Below are 16,505 nucleotides of genomic sequence, written 5' to 3'. Positions count from 1 at the left end.
TGCATGCACGCGCAACACGACATGCACAATTGTGCGCCACCAGTTTTCTCCCCAGGCAGGCTTATCCGGCAAGTCGACTTTTCCGCATCTGTCTCCACTTTGTTGCAAATGGATTTTTGAATTCTTCATAACGAATATCAATATCCATCAGTGACTCATGGCCTATTTTTTATCTGTGTCGCGACTCGGCGCGCTCTTTCGAAAACTTGGGAAGAGTGTGATTGCCATGCCACGCGGGGAGCGTGTCAAGTGCAGAGGCCCTGGCGGCACAGGTGAATTCGCGACCGCGAAATGGTTCTTAGGTACGTAGACGCCATTCCGAAGCAGGGATGCGCGAGCGGCGGATGTGTCAGATCAACCTGGGGAAAAAAGCAATAATGTTTATCGATACGCGACGTGTTGAGCAAGGCGCAGTCGTAGAAACGACAGTCTGCATCATCGGCGGCGGGGTGGCGGGCATCACGCTGGCGATGGAGCTGGACAAGAAGGGGATCGAAGTGTGCCTGCTTGAAAGTGGCGGCTTCAATCCAGACGACGATACCCGCGATCTGTACCGGGGCGAAGACGTCGGGGAATGGCGCTATAACTTTGCAGATGGAAGTCGCAGCCGTTTCCTCGGCGGCAGCAGCAATTGCTGGGGAGGCTGGTGCCGTCCGCTTGATCCGTGGGATTTCGAAAAGCGCGAATGGATTGCCCATAGCGGCTGGCCGATCGGCTTGAACGAGCTGACACCTTACTATGAGCGCACCCATGCCCTCCTGAAGCTTGGCCCGAATAATTTCGACCCCGAATTCTGGGAACGTTCAATCAACCGTCCCGATGTGCGCCGCATACCGCTCGTGACGGGCAAAGTACGCGACACGATTTCACAGTTCAGCCCGCCTGCGCGTTTCGGCAAGCTGTACCGGGATACCTTGAAGCGTTCGCAGCGCGTGCGCGTGTTCCTTTATGCGAATGCGACCAACATCGACACTGACCAAAGCGGGCAGTCGGTCACTCACATTGACGTCGCGACCCTGAGTGGACGCAGGATCAAGGTTTCCGCAAAACTGTATGTGCTGGCTACTGGCGGCATCGAAAATGCCCGCATGCTGCTCGCATCGAACAAAGTCCAGCGCGCCGGCCTCGGCAACGCGAACGATTTGGTCGGACGCTTTTTCATGGACCATCCTCGTCTATTCTCCGGCAACATCAAGTTCGGGAAGCAATGGTCCCGCAACAAACTTTCCGATGTGAAGTATCACTACATGAACGCTGCAGTGGCAGCGCATGGCACGTGCATCGCCCATCAGTTTGCATTGACCGCAGACACGTTGCGGGAAGAAAGGCTGCTCAACGCGCGCGTCTGGTTTTCGTCGGTGTTTCCGGGAGAGGGGAGTGAAGGCGCACAAGCCTTATTCCGCTGCAAGCAGGCACTTCTTAAGAAGGAGCAGGCTGGCTGGAAGTTCAGCAAGGATTTGATGACGATGCTGGGTCACCCGCTGGATACCATGGCCTATGGCTATACGCGCCTGTTCCAGCCGCGCTGGCTTATCCAGGGCGTCAAATTCCAGCTCATCGTCGAGCCGGAACCAGATCCGAACAGCAGGGTAATGCTTTCGCCCTCGCAAAGAGACCAGCTCGGTATGAACCGGGTGCGGGTCGACTGGCGACTGACGTCCAATGTGCAGCGCACTTTCGACCGAACGCTGGAAATTCTTGCCGAAGATATGCGCCGCAGCGGTGTGGCGGAGGTCGAGCTCGATCCGCCGATCGAGGGCAAGAAATGGCCCGCCGATCTCGAAGGAACATGGCATCACATGGGAACCACCCGGATGCATGACTCTCCCAAACATGGTGTTGTCGACCGCAACTGCAAGGTGCATGGCATGGCGAATCTGTATGTCGCAGGCAGTTCGGTATTCCCGACGGCGGGCGCGAATTTCCCGACGATTACGCTGGCAGCCCTCGCATTCCGATTGGCGGAGCACATCGTGATGGAAGTCAGGAGCGCCGGCACAAATTTTTCCATGGAGGCGGCGTAAAGCTCCGGCAACGATGAGTAAACACAAGACTATCCTCGTTACCGGAGCATCCGGCTACATCGGGTCGCATACCTGCGTCGAGCTGCTCGGCGCAGGATATTCCGTCGTCGCCTTGGACAACTTATGCAACAGTTCGCCGGAAGCGCTCAGGCGCGTCGAAAAAATCACCGGTTGCGTCATACCGTTCTACGAAGCGGATGTGCGGGACCGGCTGGCGCTCACGGCGCTGCTGCGCACCCATCGCATCGATGCGGCCATACATTTCGCCGGCCTTAAAGCAGTTGGCGAATCGGTCGACCAGCCGTTGTCCTATTTCGAAAACAATGTCGGTGGCACGATCACCTTGCTGCAGGCGTTGAGCGATGCCGGCGTCAAGCGCTTTCTGTTCAGTTCGTCGGCTACCGTATATGGCGATCCGGAAGCAGTGCCGATCAAGGAAACTGCCCGCCTGACCACCACCAATCCGTATGGCCGTTCGAAACTGATGGTGGAACAGGTGCTGGAGGATCTGGGCCGGTCAGATGCCTCCTGGGCCATCGGAACGTTGCGTTACTTCAATCCCGCAGGGGCGCATCCAAGCGGCCTGATCGGAGAGGATCCGCGCGGCACTCCTAACAATCTCGTCCCGTACATTGCCCAGGTAGCTGTGGGCCGGCGCGAGCGACTGTCGGTGTTCGGCAACGATTACCCGACGCCGGATGGCACCGGGGTGCGGGACTATATCCATGTCGTGGATCTGGCCCGTGGCCATGTCGCGGCGCTGGCCGAACTGTTCCGTAGCGGGCGCGGCTTCACGCTGAACCTGGGGACCGGGCGCGGCTATAGCGTGCTGGAGATGGTGCGCACATTCGAACAGGCGAGCGGACGCCCGGTCCCTTACCGAATTGTCGACCGCAGGCCGGGGGATATTGCAGTGTGCTACGCAGATCCGACGCGTGCGCGCGAAGTGCTCGACTGGCAAGCGAGGAAGGGGCTGCAGGAAATGTGTGCCGACCACTGGCGCTGGCAGAGCATGAATCCGACCGGTTTTCAGTAGCCGCCGTCAAGCAGCGCCGGCTGTCCCCGGCCTGCCCCCTTTGTTCCTGAAGGATGTCTCTTGAGCCTGCCGATTCCAATCCTCTTATATCATCGCATCGACGATGCGAAGTACAGCACGTCCACTTCGCCCTTGCTGTTCCGGCAGCATCTGCAGTGGCTGAAGGAACGCGGCTGGCGCTCGCTGTCAGCCGACGAATTTGGCTTGATGATGGTGAGCGGTCGGTCAATCCCGGCAAAGTCCTTTCTGATTACTTTCGACGATGGTTATGAAAGTATCCGAAGCGTGGCGCTCGATATCTTGCGCGAATTCGACTTCAAGGCCATCGCCTTCCTGTCCACGGCGTTCTTGCGCAATCCCGGCGATCAATGCGTCCCCCTGTCGAATATCGCACATCCGGAACATTATCTTTCGTGGCAGCAGGCGCGCGAATTGCAATTGAGCGGTATCGTCGACTGCCAGTCGCATAGCCATTGGCACAACAATTTCACTGACTATTCACAGGAAAAGCTCAGGCATGATCTTGCTAGGTCGATGGATATACTCGCATCGGAGTTGAAGCTGCCGAAAAGTCACTTCTCGCATCTGGCATGGCCCTGGGGATTATCACGGCCAGCATGGAGGGATGTGGCCACCGCAATAGGGTTCAAATATCAGTATGGGGTGTCGCGTCAGGCGGCCAAGGCAAACGGCCCGCTGGACCAGATTCCCCGCACCTGTTTTGATGCAAGCCCTTTTTCCCAATTCCAGCGTCAGTTGTGGCTGCAAACCAGCCATCTTTCATCCATATGGGACCTTGCTTACCCCTTCGGCAGGCGATTGCGGCAGTTTTCGTCGCGCATCATTAAGGCCGCCTGAGAATTCTTATGTGACGGGTGAGGATTTGTAGCCGGTAAAGACTTCCCCTCTTTGGCAGGCGTCTTAGCTTTGCGGCACCAACTTAGCCTGCCAATTTTTCCTTCTCATTATTTCGTGCCTCGGGGACGTTCGTTTCCATTTTCAGCGCCGGCACGTGGCTGACCTGTCAGGTCGATCATCCTTTTCAAAATGTTTTTTTGGTAACGCCTAGTGCTCGCTCGCGTGCGATCGGAAAAAGTTACCTGGAACCAATTTCCAATAGAAGTGCTCTCAGGAAACTATTGCTCTTAAGAATAATCAGGAGCAATTCACCTTGGAGGACTTCACGTGGATCAATCTGTTTTTTATCGTTTTTCAATATCGGCACTTTCTTGCGCATGTGCCGCAGTCCTGCTCACTGCCTGCGGCGGCGGGGCCGAAGACACTGCCAGCGATACAGCGCCCGTGGCTGCCGCCGATTCTAGCCCGGGGCAGACGGCAGCAAGCTGGGGCTTCAAGAGCTTGTCGCGGCAATGGAGAACGCAGAGCCCGGCACCAGCACCAGCACCAGCACCAGCACCAGCACCAGCACCAGCACCAGCACCAGCACCAGCACCAGCACCAGCACCAGCACCAGCTCCAGCACCAGCACCAGCACCAGCACCAGCTCCAGCTCCAGCTCCAGCTCCAGCTCCAGCTCCAGCCGCCGTCGCCCCATTCGGCCAAGATGCCAGCCTGTACACGCTAAGCTTTGCAGAGGAATTCAACAGTGGTTTCGATACCAGTCGTTGGAACGACCATATCTGGTACGAAAGCTCGAACCCCACCATCAACTATGCCGTGGAAAACGGGGCATTGAAGATCTGGCCGCAGCGTGATGCCTCGGGCAATTTCTTCAACCGTACCATCGATACCGACGGCAAGTATGCGCAGACCTATGGCTATTTCGAGATGGAAGCGAAGCTGCCGAAGGGGAAGGGCACCTGGCCCGCCTTCTGGCTGTTCGCGCATCCTGGCGACCGCAGGCCAGAAATGGACATCATGGAAGCCTATGCCGGCGGCAATGGCTGGGGTTATACCGATGCATCCGGCATTGCGCATCCGACGACATACGGTGCAACAGTGTGGGTTGGCGACTATGCCAATCATCAGGCCGGTTTCAAGATGTACGACAGCGGTGTCGACCTGTCCGCCGCATTCCACAATTACGCCGTGAAATGGGAGGCAAACAAGCAGACCTACTACTTCGACGGGAAGGAAGTGCTGACGGTGAACGTAGCAATGGCCGATCCGATGTACATCATTCTCGACCTGTGGTTTGGCAGCGCCAGCGGCACGCCGGATGGCACCACTCCGACCGGCAAGACCAATTCATACGAAGTCAATTACGTGCGTGCCTGGAAATTCAAGTAAGACCAGGCACACCGGAAAGATGACTCTTTCCCTAAGCGTCAAGGCCGGCATGAAAGCCGGCCTTTTTTTTTGCTCGCCCATTTCCACTAGCGACCGCTTCACATGGCATTTGCGCCACAAGATTTCCCAAATAGAACATGCCATTGAGGTGATTTCTATTGCACTGATGAATGCAATGGGTATTGAGCGAATGTGCATAACATCGCTTTAATGTTTCCAAACGGCATTCATTATGCAGGTATCTACGCGGAAAAAATTTCCCATAATCTTTAAATTTCCCGGAACCATTTCTTTGACGCAAGGCTCAGAGATGTACTTGCTGGCGAGAATTGCCGGCCCTTTTAAAAGATCAAATGAGGAAATTAGTTTTGGTTAAATTCTCTCTCTCCCGTTTTTCCCTGTCCCTCTCCGCATGCGCTTGCGCTGCTGCGTTGTTGACTGCATGTGGTGGCGGCGGTGGTGATCTCGCTGGTGCCGATGTCTCTCAAGCCGCTGGTTCGCCGAACATTGCTGCCGCATCCGAAGTGAATGCTTCTTCTTCAGGTGCCATTCCACAGACTGCTGCTTCTGGCGCCGCAATGACGCCGTTTGGCCAGAATGCAAGCGACTATACGCTGACCTTCACTGAAGAGTTCGACAGCTACAACAGCAGTCTCTGGAATGACCATATCTGGTACGCCGGGTCGAACGCGACCAAGAACTTCGCGGTAGAAGACGGCAAGCTGAAGATCTGGCCGCAGCGCGACGCGTCCGGCAAGTTCTTCGACCGCACCATCGATACCGACGGCAAGTACTATCAGCAATACGGTTACTTCGAGATGGAAGCGAAGCTGCCGAAGGGTAAAGGCACCTGGCCTGCTTTCTGGCTGTTCAACCACATCGACGAGCGCCGCCCGGAAATGGATGTGATGGAAGCCTATGCCGGCGGCGACGGCTGGGGATACAAGGACGCATCTGGCGTCGCTATCCCGAATACCTACTCGGCAACCGTGTGGGTGGGTGACTACGAAGGCCATCAGGCCGGCTTCAAAATGCATAAGGCCGACGTCGATCTGTCTGCCGATTTCCACAAGTATGCGGTGAAGTGGGAACCGGGCAAGCAGACGTACTACTTCGATGGCAAGGAAGTCTCGACCGTCAACGTGAGCATGACCGATCCGATGTATCTCATGCTTGACCTGTGGTTTGGCAGCGCCAGCGGCACGCCGGACGACTCGACGCCGCAAGGAAAAGGCAATTCGTACGAAGTGAATTACGTTCGTGCATGGCAGTTTAAATAAGCAAGAAAAAATGTAGTGCGGGATGCAGGCAAATTGCCTGCTCCATACCCAGGAAGGTATTCCAGGCCGGCAGCAATGCTGGCCTTTTTTTCGCCCGCGCGTTCGCGCTTGCAAAAAACATTTGGCTGGTTTTCACATTCCCCACGGAACTATTTCTGAGCTGCAATGCTCAGAGGAAACTCTTGCGCTTGAGAATCTTCAAGCCCGGTTCATGTGAAAGGGAAGTATCTTGTCCAAACCATCGTTTCATCGTTTCTCGATCGCCGCATTAACTTGTACGTGCGCAACCGTATTGTTGGCTGCCTGCGGCGGCTCAGGCGACAGTGGCGTGGCTGCCAGCACCGATACCTCTGCTTCGAGCCAAGTCGCGGCATCCTCGTTGGAGCAGGGCACGGTTTCCAATGCAGCAAGCTCTACTGATACGGCAACAACAACGGCGCAGCCGATTGTCGCAGCGGTTCCCGCCCCGGCGCAGGCTACGACTCCGGCACCAGCACCAGCACCAGCACCAGCACCAGCACCAGCACCAGCACCAGCACCAGCACCAGCACCAGCACCAGCACCAGCACCGGCTCCGGCTCCGGCTCCGGCTCCAGCCGCCGTCGCCCCATTCGGCCAGGAAGCGAGCCAGTACACGCTGAGTTTTTCCGAAGAGTTCGACAGCTTCAACAGCAATCTCTGGAATGACCACATCTGGTACGCCGGGTCGAACGCCACCAAGAATTTCACAGTGGAAGACGGCAAGCTGAAGATCTGGCCGCAGCGTGATGCATCCGGCAACTTCTTCGACCGTACCATCGATACCGATGGCAAGTACTATCAGCAATACGGTTACTTCGAGATGGAAGCGAAGCTGCCAAAGGGCAAGGGCACCTGGCCCGCATTCTGGCTGTTCAACCACATCAACGAGCGCCGTCCGGAAATGGACATCATGGAAGCGTATGCCGGCGGCAATGGCTGGGGCTACACGGATGCATCCGGCATTGCTCATCCGAACACTTATGCAGCCACCGTATGGGTTGGCGACTATGACGGCCACCAGGCGGGTTTCAAGATGTACACCGAAGGCACGGATCTGTCGGCTGGCTTCCACAAGTATGCGGTGAAGTGGGAGCCGGGCAAGCAGACGTATTACTTTGATGGCAAGGAAGTCACGACCGTCAATGTGAGCATGAACGATCCGATGTACATCATGCTTGACCTGTGGTTTGGCAGCGCCAGCGGCACGCCGGACAATTCGACGCCGCAGGGCAAGGACAATTCGTATGAAGTGAATTACGTCCGCGCCTGGAAATTCAAATAAGAACCACGCAAGCGATCGATATAACATTGAATGCAATTCTTGGGAGGCCAGCAATGCTGGCCTCTTTTTTTGTGTCAGCCAATTGCAATGCCGCACACTGTTGTGCGGGAGGAGGGGCACTAGTGATTGCAATTGAGCATAATCAATCACGGCCAATGTGAAACGGGAAATGATCGTGCGTATTGCCCACTTTTACTGCCCCTCATGTCCGTACTGTGCTGCGCCAGCCTTGCCGTCATTCTCGGATCCTGCGGACCTTCTGTCAGCATCAACCCCCCCCGGTACTTGCCATCCCTCATGCACGTCGCACGGTACGCCATGCTGTCGCAGGCAGTTGGCGCAGATGTCTTGCCCGTCTCGTCCAGGATAAAAAAAAAGCCGTCCTCGCAGGCTGAAGGACAGAGCGCGTCGAAACCGATCGCACCCTACGGCCAGAGCCCGGATGACTACGTGCTGACATTTTCCGAAGAGTTCGACCGTTTCAACAGCAGGCTGTGGAATGACCACATCTGGTATGAGCGTTCCAATCCCACGAAAAACTATGCCGTTGAAAACGGCGTATTAAAGATCTGGCCGCAGCGGGACGCATCCGGCCAGTTCTTCAATCGGACCCTGGATACCGACGGCAAGTATCACCAGACCTATGGCTACTTCGAAATGGAAGCGAAGCTGCCGCGCGGGCGCGGCGTCTGGCCCGCCTTCTGGCTGTTTGCCCATCCCGGCGAACGCCGCCCCGAAATCGACATCATGGAAGCGTATCCGGCCGGCGAAGGATGGGGCTTCATGGACCGCACCGGCACGTACCATCCCAACGTGTATGCCGCGACGGTCTGGCCCGGTGACGGCAAAACGAATCCGGAAGGCAAGGCGGCAGGCTTCGTGATGTATGAGACACATACCGATCTCTCGACCGGCTTTCACAAGTACGCGGTCAAATGGGAGCCGCACAAGCAAACCTTTTATTTCGACGGCAAGCCGACGATGACGGTGCATGTGAGCATGTCCGATCCAATGTACATCATCCTCGACCTCTGGTTCGGCGGCGCATCTGGCCTTCCCGACGACACTACTCCTCAAGGGAAAGACAATGCGTTCGAGGTGAACTATGTGCGGGCATGGAAGTTCAAGTGACCGATTGCACGGCGGTTCGATACCCGCATGAGCTGGCGCAATTGCTGTCATAAATCCGGTTCCTCCTATGACATGCGTCATCGGTCGCCTGACTGTCCTCTCCTACACTGCTTGGTAAGCGAAGCGCATCCCGACAGGCGTACCCGACGCTGCACGCAAAAACGGCAGCCGCTGTCAATGGCTTGTGAACATGCAGAAATTTTCCTGGACGATCGAAAGGATTGAAGTGCGCAGGCAGTAACGCCGATACATCCGCCACGCCGGTTCGTTTTCGACATGCATAGTCAAGCGCGTCACTATCAAGCGAGACCTATCGATGCTGAGAATTGCCCTTGTCACCAATACGCCGCCGCCTTACCGTGTTCCGGTATTCCACCGTCTCGGGAATATGCCCGACATTACCTTCCAGGCGATCTTCTGTGCGCGGCGCGAACCGAACCGCCAGTGGGATCTGCCGCCGCTGGACTTCGATCATGTCTTCCTGCGCGAGCGCTTCGTCACCGTCAACGGCCGCTACATTCACAATAATCCGGACGTAGTCTCCGCGCTGCAGGGATTTGGGCCCGACGTGGTCATTACCGATGGCTTTAATCCCACCCATCTGTACGCATTTTCCTATGCCTGGATAAAACGCCTGCCACATCTCGCCATGACCGACGGCACGGACATCTCCGAGCAGGGACTGAGCCGGCTGCATAAGGCGGTGCGCCGCTTCATCTACGCCCGATCGAGTGCGTTCATGCCGGCCAGTGCCGGCGGACAGCGGCACTACGAGAATTACGGCATTCCCGCCGAGCGCTGCTTCACGTCTTGCCTGTGTATCGACAACAAGGCATTCTCGCCCCGTCCGGACCAGCAAAAGTGTTTCGACTTCATCTTTTCCGGTCGTATCGAAGAGGTCAAGAATCCGCAGTTCGCCATCCGGGTGGCAGCCGAAACCGCCAGGCGGTTGGGGCGGAAAGTCAGCATCCTGTTTGCCGGTTCCGGCAGCCTGCAGGAAAGCGTGCGCGCCGCAGCGAGCGCCAGTGCCGACCTGGTGGACGCGACCTTTCATGGGTTTGCCGCGCAGCGCGAGCTGCCCGGGCTGTACCGCTCATCCAGGCTCTTCCTGTTTCCGACACTGTGGGATCCGTGGGGCGTGGTGGCAAACGAAGCCTGCGCGGCTGGATTGCCTGTGCTGGTATCGCCCGCTGCCGGCGTATGCGGCGAACTGGTGCGCGATGGAGAAAACGGATTTGTCTGTCCCTTGAACGTGGATGTGTGGGCGGAAAAGGCCGCGCTGCTGCTGTCGCGCCAGGATCTCTGGGACGAGTTTTCGCGCCGCAGCCTCCATCTCGTTGGGGAATATACCTACGATAACGCCGCCGATGGCATCGCTCAGGCTTGCCGCTTTTCCCTTTCGGTAGGCGAGCCGGTCAAAATCAAGATGCCGGTCTGATGCGGGGTGCTGCCTTTGAGTGACGATGCGATGCTTGGGGCGGCGACAAGCGCGATGCCTGGCTTTGAAAGGCAAGCTCGCGCCTTCTGTGGGATGGTTGATTGCAGTGGAAGACATGAACGGCATCATGCCGGCGCTGTAACGCCGAATCATTACAATAACTATAGACCAGGGCCATGATGGGACTTGTATTTACGTGTTCAATCGACGACGGCCATCCGTTGGACATGAAGATGGCAGAACTGCTGGATAAGCATGGTTTGAACGGCACCTTCTTTGTTCCGATCAAGAATCGGGAAGGCTCCAACGTCATGTCGCGCCAGGCGCTGCTGGAACTGGCCCGCCGCTTCGAAATCGGATCGCATACCCATGACCATTATTACCTGAAAAATCTGGATGTGCGCCGCACCTATTATCAGATCGCGGAGGGGAAAAGGCAGCTGGAGGATATGCTTGGCGCCGAGGTGACCGGATTTTGCTACCCAGGTGGAAAATATCGCCGCAAGGATGTTGATCTCGTCAAGGCTTGCGGCTTCCGCTACGCACGCACCACGGTCAACTTGTGCCTCGATCCCGGCAACAGGCCGTTCGAAATGCCGACCACCGTGCAGTTCTATCCGCACGAACGTGGTGTGTACATCCGCAACTTCGTCAAGTCGGGCCACTGGCTCAAGCGCGTCGGGCCACTGTTCTATGTAATGCAGTCGGAGAACTGGATCGAGCGGCTATATGCCTTGTTCGATTACGCATGCGAACATGGCACGGCGTTTCATCTCTGGGGCCACTCCAAGCAGATCGATGAGCTGCATGCCTGGCCGGAACTCGATGCCTTCTTTTCGTATGTGTCAGGAAAGGTCGCCTTGCACGATCGCCTCACCAACCACCAGCTGGCACAACGCGCCTACAGCCCGGTGATCATGCAGGATTGCCGCGCCTAGCAGGCGGCGCAGCGAAAGAGCGCAGGAGGCCGCGTCTAGGGGGAACCAATGCACGCTGAGAATGCCTGCGTCCGGAAACCCGGACCCAAGCAACGCGGATGGCCGTGCCTATGGAAAGCATGGCCATCGACGCGAATCATGGCGCCGCATCGCCGTACGTAACTTTCCCCGTGGCGAATTGCCGCAGAAGGCCAATCACGAACAGGGTATTCGTGACAAGGTAGCGCTTGAACAGCCTGCGCGGCTCCAGGGCGAGGCGGTACAGCCACTCCAGCCCATGCTGTTGCCACCATAGCGGCGCGCGTTTCAGTACACCGGAATGATAGTCGAAGGCAGCGCCCACACCCACCATGACCGCGTTAATCCTGCCCCTGTGCTCCGCCATCCAGATCTCCTGCTTCGGACAGCCGAGGCCGACAAAAACGACATTGGCGCCCGAGGCGTTGATCAGTTCGACGACCTCCTCGTCTTCCTGCTTGGTCAGCGGGCGGAAGGGGGGAGAGTATGTGCCGCCGATGCGCAGGCGCGGGAAGCGGGCCGACAGCGCGGTGCGCAACTGGGCCAGCGTAGTGTCGGTACTGCCGTAGAAAAACACGGATTGGCCAAGCCGCTCGGCTTGCTCGAGGTACTTCATCATCAGGTCGGGGCCGTTGATGCGTTCCTGCGACGGGAAGCCGAGGCGGCGCAGGGTCCACGCGATGGGGGCGCCGTCCGCCGTCGCCATGTCGGCATTGTTGACGGCCACCTTGAATTCGACGTCCTGGGTCGTGGTCACCACCGAGTGCACATTGCAGATGCAGACGTAGCGCGACTCGCGCGCCGCGCCCCATTGTGTGATGCGGCCAATCGCCTCGTCCCATGTCAGGGCATCGATGAAGGCTTCAAGTATGGCATGTCCGTTACGCGGCATGTGGCTCTCTTCGTGTCGCAGCAATTGCATCGTTATAGATATCCATCAGAGTTGCATAGTTTCGTTCCGGCGTGTACTTCGCCTCGTATTCGGCGCGCGCCGCGCGCCCCATGCGGACCATTTCCTGCGGATGCGTCTCTGCCCACGCAATTTTGGCGCGCAGGTCGATGACATCGCCGGCCTTGAACAGCAAGCCGGTCACGCCTTCCCGCACAATTTCGGCCAGCGCGCCGAGTCGGCTGGCAATGACCGGTACGCCGCAGGAAAACGCTTCCACGATGGCGCGCGGGGAATTTTCATAGCAGATGCTGGGCACCACCAGATAGCGCGCCGCCTGCATGCGCTCCATGATCCGGGTAAGCGGCTCGAAGCCGAGATAGCGGTCACCGAATGCGGCGCGCGCCATGGCTTCCAGCGGGCCACCGCCGATGACCTGCAGCAGATGTTCGTTCAGGCCGCGTACCGCCTGCGCCAGAATCTCGAACCCCTTTTCGGAGGAAAGCCGGCCCACGTACAGCCCCCCATTGCGTGTTTCCCACTGCGGCATGGCGGAAGACGCGACGAAGTTGGGCTTGACGCGAAAGCGTTCATGCGGCAGCCCGCCCTCCACATATTTGTTGCGTGCAAATTCATTCAAGGCGATGTACCGCGTCACGCGCTCGCGGTAGGTGCCGATGAGACGGTGCGTGACAAGCATTCCGGCAACGACCGCCGATTGTGCCGCCGACTCGCGGTAGCACTTGTGCGCGATGGAGCGCCACGGCACCCGGCCGATGCAGTCCTCGCAGATTTTCCCGTCGCGCAGGAAGACCGCCTGCGGGCAGAGTAGCCGGAAATTATGCAGGGTCTGCACTACCGGTATCCCTTTTCTCGATGCCGTCCAATACAGCGACGGCGAGATGAGAGGGAAGGTGTTGTGCACATGAATGACCTCCGGCTGAAACTCATCGCAAAGCTGCTCGACCTCGCCGGCCGATTGCCGCGACCAGACGGCCGCCATCGCCGCAGCGCTGTGGGACATGCCGTTGAGCGCATCGTTGTGCTGCGTGTATACCTTCACGCGATGACCTTGCCCGCGCAACAGCGCGATTTCGGCATCGACAACCATGTCTTCGCCTCCGCGCTGCTGGTACGCGTTATGCGCAACCAGGATTTTCATGGGCAGCCCTCGATCAGCTCAGGACGCGTTGCAAGCGGGATCGGTCAGCCATCAGCTGCCTTTCACTACGTTGACGGGCCTCAGGTGCTTTTCCGTTTCACTCCCGTCCAGCGCCACGCGGCATGCGGACACCAGGCCGGCTGCCGCTTGCTCGAAGGTGTACTGGCTCACCAGGGCGCGGCTGCGCAGGGCGAAGCGCTCGTAGACGGCCGGTTGTGTCAGCAGCAGGACCGCGTGCCTGCTCCACAGCTTGACATCCAGTTCGCATACAAAGCCGTTGTCGCCGTGCTGCACCAGCTCTCCCGCCACGCCGGCATGCGGCGACACGATGATGGGCAGGCCGGCTGCCGCCGCTTCGTTCGCCACCACGCCCCAGACGTCGGCCAGGGTCGGGAACAGGAAGAGCCGCGCGGAGCGGTACAACGCAGGTAACTCGTTTTGCCCGGCAAATCCGTTGAAATCCGCCTGCACCATGTCGGCCATCAGAGCCGCCTCTTTCCTGACACGGTCCTCCTGGCTGCCCGAACCGACGAACAGGATGCTGATTTTGCGGCCCATGCTCCTGGCGGCCTCGTGCGCCACCCGAAGCGCGAACAGCGGGTTCTTTCCCTCGACGATGCGGCCGCAGAAAATGAAGTCGTACTTCTTTTCTTCATGCGTCGCGTCGCGCAGATACTCTTCGTTATCGATGCACAGGCAGGAACGGAAGCAGCGCTGGGGAGCGACGCCGTAGCTTTCGTACAGGCGCTGCCCGCCGGCGCTGGCTGCAATGAACGCCTGCGAGCGGCGATATACGAAACGGCGTATCCGCTTGTGCCAGGCGCTCAGCGCCCGCTCCGATACGTCCGTGCCGTCGGTCATCGGAACATGGGCGATCCCCTTTGTCATTGCATAGCTGAATGCGTAGAGATAGGTCGGATTGAACCCGGTCGTCACGATCGCATCCGGCGCGAAGCGATGCAGGGCGGAGAGTACATCCAGGTTGTTGTGAATGAAGTTGTCGCCGCGCGTCACGAAGTGTTCGCGCAAGAACACGTGGTTGAAGCGCAGCGGCGGCAGCCGCCATTGCCGGTTCGGTTCGCGCCTGCTGCAGAAAATGGCCTGCAGTTCGATGCCGGGCATGTTTCCGATGATTTCATAGACCGGGATACGGAACGGCGGCGGATGGTTGGTGATGATCGCGAGCCTCATCGGAGGCGCGCTCCGGATACTTGTAGGCTCGTATGAAGAGTGTTCCGTGCTGACCAGCCGATTGGTATTGTCGTATGGTTTGTACATGTCTTTGAGTTGGAAAGTCACGGTTATCTCATGATTGGCGGCGGTGCCAGCCGAGCAGCCCATCCAGGCGGCCCCGCATGACGGCGCAGCCGAGCGCCAGGTCGGCGCCGAACGAGCCCTTCAACAGCGGACGCAGCACCGGTGCAATCAGGCCGCGCGCGATTACCCACAGCGGCAGATGATGTTTCGCATACAGCGCTCCGGTGCCGCGCGCGCGGCAGCGCACAGCCTGGCGCACCTGCGGCGTCGCCTCCGGCGTCTCCGATGAAACGGCGTGGTGCACTTCGGCTGCGGGATCGTAAGTGAACACGGCCCCGGTGCGCAGCGCGCGCAATACGAAATCGGTTTCCTCGCCGGCGCCGAACCACTGGCCGACGCCCAGCCGGCTATCGAAGCCGTCAATCCTGGTGCAGACCGTGCGGCTGCAGAACAGCGTAATGGAGCTGACCGGAATGTCGCGAAACGCGCTCGAACGCTCCCAAGACAGGTTGCCGGCGACCATGGGCTGCTCGTCCTGCTCGACCCAGCGCACCACCACGCCGGAAGGTTCGTCCTGCCGCAAAAAACGGTCAACGACGCGCTGCAGCAGATCCGGCGCATACCAGCAGTCGTCATCGGGAAAACCGACCCATTTTCCGCTGGCGGCGGCAATGCCCGTGTTCCGTGCCGCGGCGAGGTTGGGCTGCGACTGTTTCAGGTGGCGGATGGCAAGACCACGTTGCCTGGCGCGTTCCAGATGCGGCCGCAGGCGCTCGTCCTGGTTTTGATCGACCACGATCACCTCGAAATCCCCGAAAGTCTGCGCCGCCAGGGAATCGAACATGCGATCAAGCTCATCCGTGCGGCCGACGGTGGCGAGGATCAGGGAAACGGCGGGTGTCGTCATGCATGGGCTCCGGCCTGGAGAATGCGCTTGCGGCGTACCAGATAGCGCGCATAGTGAAGCGCGCGCGCGAACGGATTGGCGCCGACGTGCGACAGGCGCACCCGGAAATCTTCGTCGAGGGCGGGCAGGCGCTCGCGCGTCGACAGGCTGCCCTGATGCTCGCGGAAGGCCGCCAGCGGTTCGTCGAGCTGCACCGGTTCGCCCAGTTCGCCCAGCTTGAGCCACAGGTCGTAATCCATGGCGTACTTGAGCCGGGTGTCGAAGCCGCCGGCTTGCTGGATGAATTCGCGGCGCACGAAGGTGGCCGGATGGGGGATGAAATTGGTGCGCAGCAGGCGTGAATAGCTGTAGCGCGGCGAAATGTATTTTTCCGGTTCCAGCTGGCCGCCGACATCGCGCAGGATACGGCCGAACAGCCAGTTTCTCCGGCTTAACTCCAGATGCCGTGCGACCGTCGACAGCACATTGGGGCCGGTGTAGTAGTCATCGGAATGCAGATGCGCGATTACATCTCCGGTGGCAATGCGTACGCCTTCATTCATCGCGCGGCTGATTCCGCCGCCGACATTTTCAAGCAGGCGGTAGGGGCGCGGCACCGACGCGATCCGCTCCAGCGTGCCGTCGGTCGAGCCGCCGTCGACGAAGATGTATTCGACATGCGGATAGTCCTGTGCCAGCACCGACTGGATCGACTGCGCCAGGTAAGGTTCGCTGTTCCAGGTGCAGGTGATGATGGAAAACGTAAGTGGTCGCATGAAGAATCGAATGAAGCGAGATTAGGTTGAACGGATTACCAGCGTCCTGCTTGTCGAAACGTTCCTGTAAAGAATGCATCGATGTCGTTGGCAGCGGTATGATTTCCCACAAGCCTG

Annotated in this window: 17 protein-coding genes; 9 read left to right on the top strand and 8 right to left on the bottom strand. The window is 58.6% G+C overall.

The window, feature by feature from the left end:
* Nucleotides 1–377: 377 nt before the first annotated feature.
* From TSA66_RS20690 to TSA66_RS25810, 3 genes are read left to right on the top strand one after another with little or no spacing between them, the layout of a single operon-like run.
* Complete coding sequence (locus TSA66_RS20690; protein ID WP_040041384.1) at nt 378–2,024, top strand: FAD-dependent oxidoreductase; 1,647 nt, start codon at nt 378–380, stop codon at nt 2,022–2,024.
* Between the two features lie 13 nt (nt 2,025–2,037).
* Complete coding sequence (gene galE / locus TSA66_RS20685) at nt 2,038–3,060, top strand: UDP-glucose 4-epimerase GalE (protein ID WP_040041383.1); 1,023 nt, start codon at nt 2,038–2,040, stop codon at nt 3,058–3,060.
* 60 nt (nt 3,061–3,120) lie between these two features.
* Nucleotides 3,121–3,918, top strand: a complete 798-nt coding sequence (locus TSA66_RS25810; RefSeq protein WP_052452483.1) for a polysaccharide deacetylase family protein — start codon at nt 3,121–3,123, stop codon at nt 3,916–3,918.
* Nucleotides 3,919–4,411: 493 nt separating this feature from the next.
* On the opposite strand, the gene TSA66_RS27435 is transcribed toward TSA66_RS25810, so the two are convergent.
* Nucleotides 4,412–4,615: a hypothetical protein gene (locus tag TSA66_RS27435; protein ID WP_040041382.1), complete on the bottom strand. Its 204-nt coding sequence runs from the start codon at nt 4,613–4,615 to the stop codon at nt 4,412–4,414.
* Nucleotides 4,616–4,737: 122 nt separating this feature from the next.
* Between TSA66_RS27435 and TSA66_RS20670 the strand changes: the two genes are divergently transcribed.
* Nucleotides 4,738–5,310: a glycoside hydrolase family 16 protein gene (locus tag TSA66_RS20670; protein ID WP_232429505.1), complete on the top strand. Its 573-nt coding sequence runs from the start codon at nt 4,738–4,740 to the stop codon at nt 5,308–5,310.
* A 329-nt stretch (nt 5,311–5,639) separates the two neighbouring features.
* Entirely contained in the window at nt 5,640–6,590 is a 951-nt protein-coding gene (locus TSA66_RS25805) for a glycoside hydrolase family 16 protein (protein WP_232429504.1), read from the top strand.
* Between the two features lie 246 nt (nt 6,591–6,836).
* Here the strand turns inward: TSA66_RS25805 and TSA66_RS27430 are convergent, their stop codons facing one another.
* Together TSA66_RS27430 and TSA66_RS28065 are read right to left on the bottom strand one after the other, a co-directional pair.
* Nucleotides 6,837–6,983 (bottom strand): hypothetical protein, encoded by a 147-nt coding sequence (locus tag TSA66_RS27430; protein WP_198358968.1) that lies wholly within the window; start codon nt 6,981–6,983, stop codon nt 6,837–6,839.
* 83 nt (nt 6,984–7,066) lie between these two features.
* Nucleotides 7,067–7,201, bottom strand: a complete 135-nt coding sequence (locus TSA66_RS28065) for a hypothetical protein (RefSeq protein WP_269748419.1) — start codon at nt 7,199–7,201, stop codon at nt 7,067–7,069.
* A 26-nt stretch (nt 7,202–7,227) separates the two neighbouring features.
* Here TSA66_RS28065 and TSA66_RS20655 point away from each other — a divergent pair, with 26 nt between their 5' ends.
* The 4 genes from TSA66_RS20655 (at nt 7,228) to TSA66_RS20640 (ending at nt 11,400) form a co-directional block, all read left to right on the top strand.
* Nucleotides 7,228–7,893, top strand: coding sequence for a glycoside hydrolase family 16 protein (locus TSA66_RS20655; protein WP_084200049.1), 666 nt, complete (start codon nt 7,228–7,230; stop codon nt 7,891–7,893).
* 297 nt (nt 7,894–8,190) lie between these two features.
* Entirely contained in the window at nt 8,191–9,024 is an 834-nt protein-coding gene (locus TSA66_RS20650) for a glycoside hydrolase family 16 protein (protein ID WP_040041378.1), read from the top strand.
* Between the two features lie 316 nt (nt 9,025–9,340).
* On the top strand, nt 9,341–10,462 hold the full coding sequence (locus TSA66_RS20645) for a glycosyltransferase family 4 protein (protein WP_232429503.1): 1,122 nt from the start codon (nt 9,341–9,343) through the stop codon (nt 10,460–10,462).
* 176 nt (nt 10,463–10,638) lie between these two features.
* Complete coding sequence (locus tag TSA66_RS20640; RefSeq protein ID WP_052452481.1) at nt 10,639–11,400, top strand: polysaccharide deacetylase family protein; 762 nt, start codon at nt 10,639–10,641, stop codon at nt 11,398–11,400.
* Nucleotides 11,401–11,536: 136 nt separating this feature from the next.
* Here the strand turns inward: TSA66_RS20640 and TSA66_RS20635 are convergent, their stop codons facing one another.
* From TSA66_RS20635 to TSA66_RS20615, 5 genes are all read right to left on the bottom strand, one after another.
* Complete coding sequence (locus TSA66_RS20635) at nt 11,537–12,310, bottom strand: WecB/TagA/CpsF family glycosyltransferase (protein WP_040041375.1); 774 nt, start codon at nt 12,308–12,310, stop codon at nt 11,537–11,539.
* Nucleotides 12,300–13,469 carry a glycosyltransferase gene (locus TSA66_RS20630; RefSeq protein ID WP_040041374.1) on the bottom strand — a complete coding sequence of 390 codons (1,170 nt, stop codon included), beginning with the start codon at nt 13,467–13,469 and terminating at the stop codon, nt 12,300–12,302. Before TSA66_RS20630 ends, TSA66_RS20635 begins: the two co-directional genes overlap by 11 nt.
* 51 nt (nt 13,470–13,520) lie before the next feature.
* The gene (locus tag TSA66_RS20625) at nt 13,521–14,660 is read right to left on the bottom strand and encodes a glycosyltransferase (protein ID WP_040041373.1); all 1,140 of its coding nucleotides are present in this window, start codon (nt 14,658–14,660) and stop codon (nt 13,521–13,523) included.
* Nucleotides 14,661–14,775: 115 nt separating this feature from the next.
* Nucleotides 14,776–15,633, bottom strand: coding sequence for a glycosyltransferase family 2 protein (locus TSA66_RS20620; RefSeq protein WP_052452480.1), 858 nt, complete (start codon nt 15,631–15,633; stop codon nt 14,776–14,778).
* Nucleotides 15,630–16,388: a glycosyltransferase family 2 protein gene (locus TSA66_RS20615; RefSeq protein ID WP_052452479.1), complete on the bottom strand. Its 759-nt coding sequence runs from the start codon at nt 16,386–16,388 to the stop codon at nt 15,630–15,632. The genes TSA66_RS20620 and TSA66_RS20615 overlap by 4 nt, the downstream gene beginning before the upstream one ends.
* Nucleotides 16,389–16,505: the final 117 nt, after the last annotated feature.

Origin of the sequence: Noviherbaspirillum autotrophicum (assembly GCF_000818395.1) — a bacterium.
GTDB classification, from domain to species: domain Bacteria; phylum Pseudomonadota; class Gammaproteobacteria; order Burkholderiales; family Burkholderiaceae_D; genus Noviherbaspirillum; species Noviherbaspirillum autotrophicum.
This window is presented reverse-complemented; position numbering and strand designations above follow the sequence as displayed.